Origin of the sequence: Effusibacillus pohliae DSM 22757, from assembly GCF_000376225.1 — a bacterium.
GTDB lineage: Bacteria > Bacillota > Bacilli > Tumebacillales > Effusibacillaceae > Effusibacillus > Effusibacillus pohliae.
Map to the genome: position 1 here is coordinate 1 of NZ_AQXL01000044.1, position 3,514 is coordinate 3,514.

4 protein-coding genes and 1 pseudogene are annotated in these 3,514 nt (G+C 49.4%); all 5 read right to left on the bottom strand.

Going from position 1 to position 3,514, the window contains the following annotated elements; genetic code table 11:
- Positions 1–348: 348 nt before the first annotated feature.
- The gene (locus C230_RS0100670) at positions 349–948 is read right to left on the bottom strand and encodes a CBO0543 family protein (protein ID WP_018130163.1); all 600 of its coding nucleotides are present in this window, start codon (positions 946–948) and stop codon (positions 349–351) included.
- A gap of 92 nt (positions 949–1,040) precedes the next feature.
- Positions 1,041–1,292, bottom strand: a complete 252-nt coding sequence (terL, locus tag C230_RS23195; RefSeq protein ID WP_026174053.1) for a phage terminase large subunit — start codon at positions 1,290–1,292, stop codon at positions 1,041–1,043.
- Positions 1,293–1,575: 283 nt separating this feature from the next.
- Positions 1,576–1,962 (bottom strand): hypothetical protein, encoded by a 387-nt coding sequence (locus C230_RS23200; RefSeq protein ID WP_026174054.1) that lies wholly within the window; start codon positions 1,960–1,962, stop codon positions 1,576–1,578.
- A 274-nt stretch (positions 1,963–2,236) separates the two neighbouring features.
- Complete coding sequence (locus C230_RS0100685) at positions 2,237–2,989, bottom strand: polysaccharide deacetylase family protein (RefSeq protein ID WP_018130164.1); 753 nt, start codon at positions 2,987–2,989, stop codon at positions 2,237–2,239.
- 280 nt (positions 2,990–3,269) lie between these two features.
- Positions 3,270–3,514 (bottom strand): annotated as a pseudogene (locus tag C230_RS21640) (IS66 family transposase); the annotation flags it as partial.

Sequence of the window (3,514 nt, forward strand, 5' to 3'; positions counted from 1 at the left end):
ACGGATCATGATACGACAATCATCCAAAGAATCCTCCGACATTGAACCTGACAAAAAACCGCTCACTCGCCGCCAAATAGCGTGAGCGGTAACAACCAACCTTGCCACCGGCGTAAGAAGTAGCGTTCTTTAACGTAAATTCAGTTTTCATTTGGGAGGTATTTGTGGTAGACTTCACCTAACAGGTGCTCCTTTCTTTGGGTGATGTTGTTCTTGTTAAACACCATTCTACCAAAGATTGGGGCACTTTTTTAGCAATTTAAAGCTATGTCACTTTCGAAATCCGGGTTAAACATCTCAACGCAGTGCTAAAACCATATTTGGAGTGGTGATTTCCTATCCCGGGGATTAGTGAGCACGTGAAACAACCCAGCCCGTATAGAAACCAAACATAAAAATGCTCAACATCAACACAACGTGTAGAATTGTCCAAACAGGTTGGCCATACCTGAACAACTCGTTTTTTAGCGGTGTTCTGGACTCTTCAGGTACCATCATTCCTCCGACCCACTCGAAAACCAATAAGAAAATCCACCACGTTGCGTAAGAATCAAAAATATCCCAAGCAAATTCATATTTTATGAGCCGCGTCTGCGTTTCCGCAAAAAGTTCAAAACTGACAACTATGTGAACAAGAGCCCAATAAAAAGGGATTTTCCACTTCCATTCAACCGGGCTATAACGGACAGCGAAGAGTACCAGGGAGGGAACAATGGTTAGGATCTCGAATACTGGCATTTTCGAGATCCCCGGAATTAAACGGTAAGGGAACGAATAAAACCCTATTTTCAGAAAGAGATAGCAGAAAATATTTCCGGCAACCCCACTGATCAGAAATAAAACAGCATAACTTTTCCAATCCTTCGCAGCGATTAAAATTGATCCCGCCAAACCGATTATCAATAGACTCAGATTCAAGTATGTTTCAATGTTCCATCCAATGTTCATAGGACACCTCCATAACCCGCCCGGCTGTATTATTCCCGTAATAAAAATGCCAAACAGACCAAAAAATACTTCTTCAACTGTCGAACCAGTCCCTACACAAAAATCTGCACCCTTCGGTTCATCAGACGTATGACCGCTAGCGTCATCGCGTCCACCTGGTCGTCGTTTGCGCAGTTGGAGAATGCCGCACATTCCACAATGAAATCGTGAATCCACGGTGCGATACTCCAGTGCGGTAGATACACGTTCCCGGCTTCCACAACCGGTGACACGGCGGCCGCCCGGACGATTTTTCCGCCTTCCGGATTCATGGTCAGCATCCCCGGAATCTTGAGATGCAGCATTTGAATGACCGCCGGACCGTTTGCCTTGCCGGTAGTTCCATGCTGTCCCGGACTTGGTCCAGCAAATAAAAATCACCATCAGCGCGGCCCCATACCTGACCAACCACATAGTCACTGGAATCGGTATCCTTAAACGTACAGTCCCACGATTACAGCAGCTCATCAAACCGACCGGGCGGTGTCGTATAGAACTGCCACCAATACCGCTTAAACCCCCATGCCCCTGGCGGGCACAATATGACCAATGAAAATCGCTGGATGTGCTATTTTCTCATCAAACAGGCTACCCCCCAGCGACGAAGGACGCTGCTGATAGAGAGCGGTCCACGCTTGGGAGCCAACTGCTTGCTTGGTTCCCTCCAGCCATTCCTGTCAAATCCATGCTCAGGCCAGAGAGGATCGCCGGGATTCCGGCCCAGCGGGTCGTGAACAGGGTATTCCGGTATTCGTTCCAGACCATGTCCCGGTAGGTTTTGCTGTCGGCTTCCTTCCGGTTCTTGACGGGGTCATCAATCAAAAGTAAATCGGCCCCTTGCCCAGTGCCAGTAATTGGGCCGCCGATACCCACGGAAATCATGCCGCCCCAGCTACCTTCGATGTCCCAGTTCACGACAGACGAATTGTCGCGGGCGAGAGAGATGCCGAACAGCTCACGCCCGAATTCCTCCACTTTCTGCCGATTTGAGCGCCCGAATTTCCGCTATTCAAGGCGATTCTTTTGCATTCATTGGACAATCCATTCAAACCGATCGATTCAACGATTGGTACGAGAGGGGGTACAGCCTCCGTCCGGCAAGAAATGACTCACGGCTTCTGAGCGCCGCCCCTCGGATTTTCCGTGCACGATTGTACAACCTCGGGACTCTGCGAGGGGGAGGGGCATAAGCCCGGTCGTTACGAGGCAACGGCTTTGCCGCGTGATTCCGACATCAGGGATCACGATCTCACCTCCTATTTTCAGAAGGTTTCGTGGTTTCTTTCATGTGTAGTAACTCTGAAATAGTGACAAATCGATACCCTCTCTGTTGCAGTTCAGGCAAAATTTCTCGCAGAGCGGCAATCGTTTGGTTGCGGTTGCCGCCATGATCATGAAATAATACAATGTCGCCATTGTGGATGTTGGAAAGCACTGTACGGACGATCTTTTCTGCTCCCGGTCTGCCCCAATCGCGCGTGTCCTGATCCCATGACCACATGACAACCATATAACCGGCCTGTTTGGCTGTATTCACAATCGTTTCGTCATAATGACCGCCGGGCGGACGAAAAAGATGCGTCTGTTGTCCGGTCACATGATTGATTACCTGATTTGCTTTTGTTAACTCGTCTTGCAACTTTTCCGAAGATATCTGCCGCATACTGGGATGACTATAGGTATGGTTCCCCAGTTCATGCCCTTCTAGGACTTCTCGTTTTGCTAGTTCCGGATATTTTTGCACGCGTAATCCTGTTACAAAAAAAGTGGCCTTCGCGTGGTGTTGTTTCAGCAAGTCCAATATTTGTGGGGTATATCGGGGATTTGGGCCATCGTCAAATGTCAGAGCAATGACTTTTTGATCTGTAGGCACATCCCATACCACGTCTCCACGTGCTTCAAAGTAGAATCGTCCTTTAGATTGCGCAGTCGCAATACTCACCACCAAAATCAGGAATAAACAATTAATCACGAAAAGTGTTCGAAAACCAGGTCTGTTCATCAAATCACTCCTTCGAATGATGGTGGTAGTATTCCCTGATCTTGCAGCATCTTTCTGTCAAATAAACAAATCGACATTAGTTGTTTCTAACGTTGCATAGGACCAAAACGGACTTGAGGCGGCGGGGTAAGGCCTCCCAAGCAAGAAACGCAGCGGATTTGTCCAGCACCCCCCACTAGGCTAGTCGCGCACGATCGTACAACTTCGGGATTTCCGATATACGGTAGCCCCGGCGACGCCTCAGGGGTATAGCCCCTGGTCTGCGTGAATAACTAAACGAGAAATCACGCTCAATGGCAAACAGGCGGTTGCAGAAGTCCAGTCCTTCACGCGCGGTGACAGCTGCCTTCTGCTTGCCGTCCGGCAAGCCTTCAGTGCCTCATCGAACTTGCGCCGGGCGTGTGCCCAGCACTCGACGAGCGTGACACCCGCTACCTTATGATAACCCGAGTACCCATCGACATGCAGGTAGCCGCGAAAACCGGATAAAAAGTTGCGCGGGTGATGCCCGCCCCGGGTTTCCTG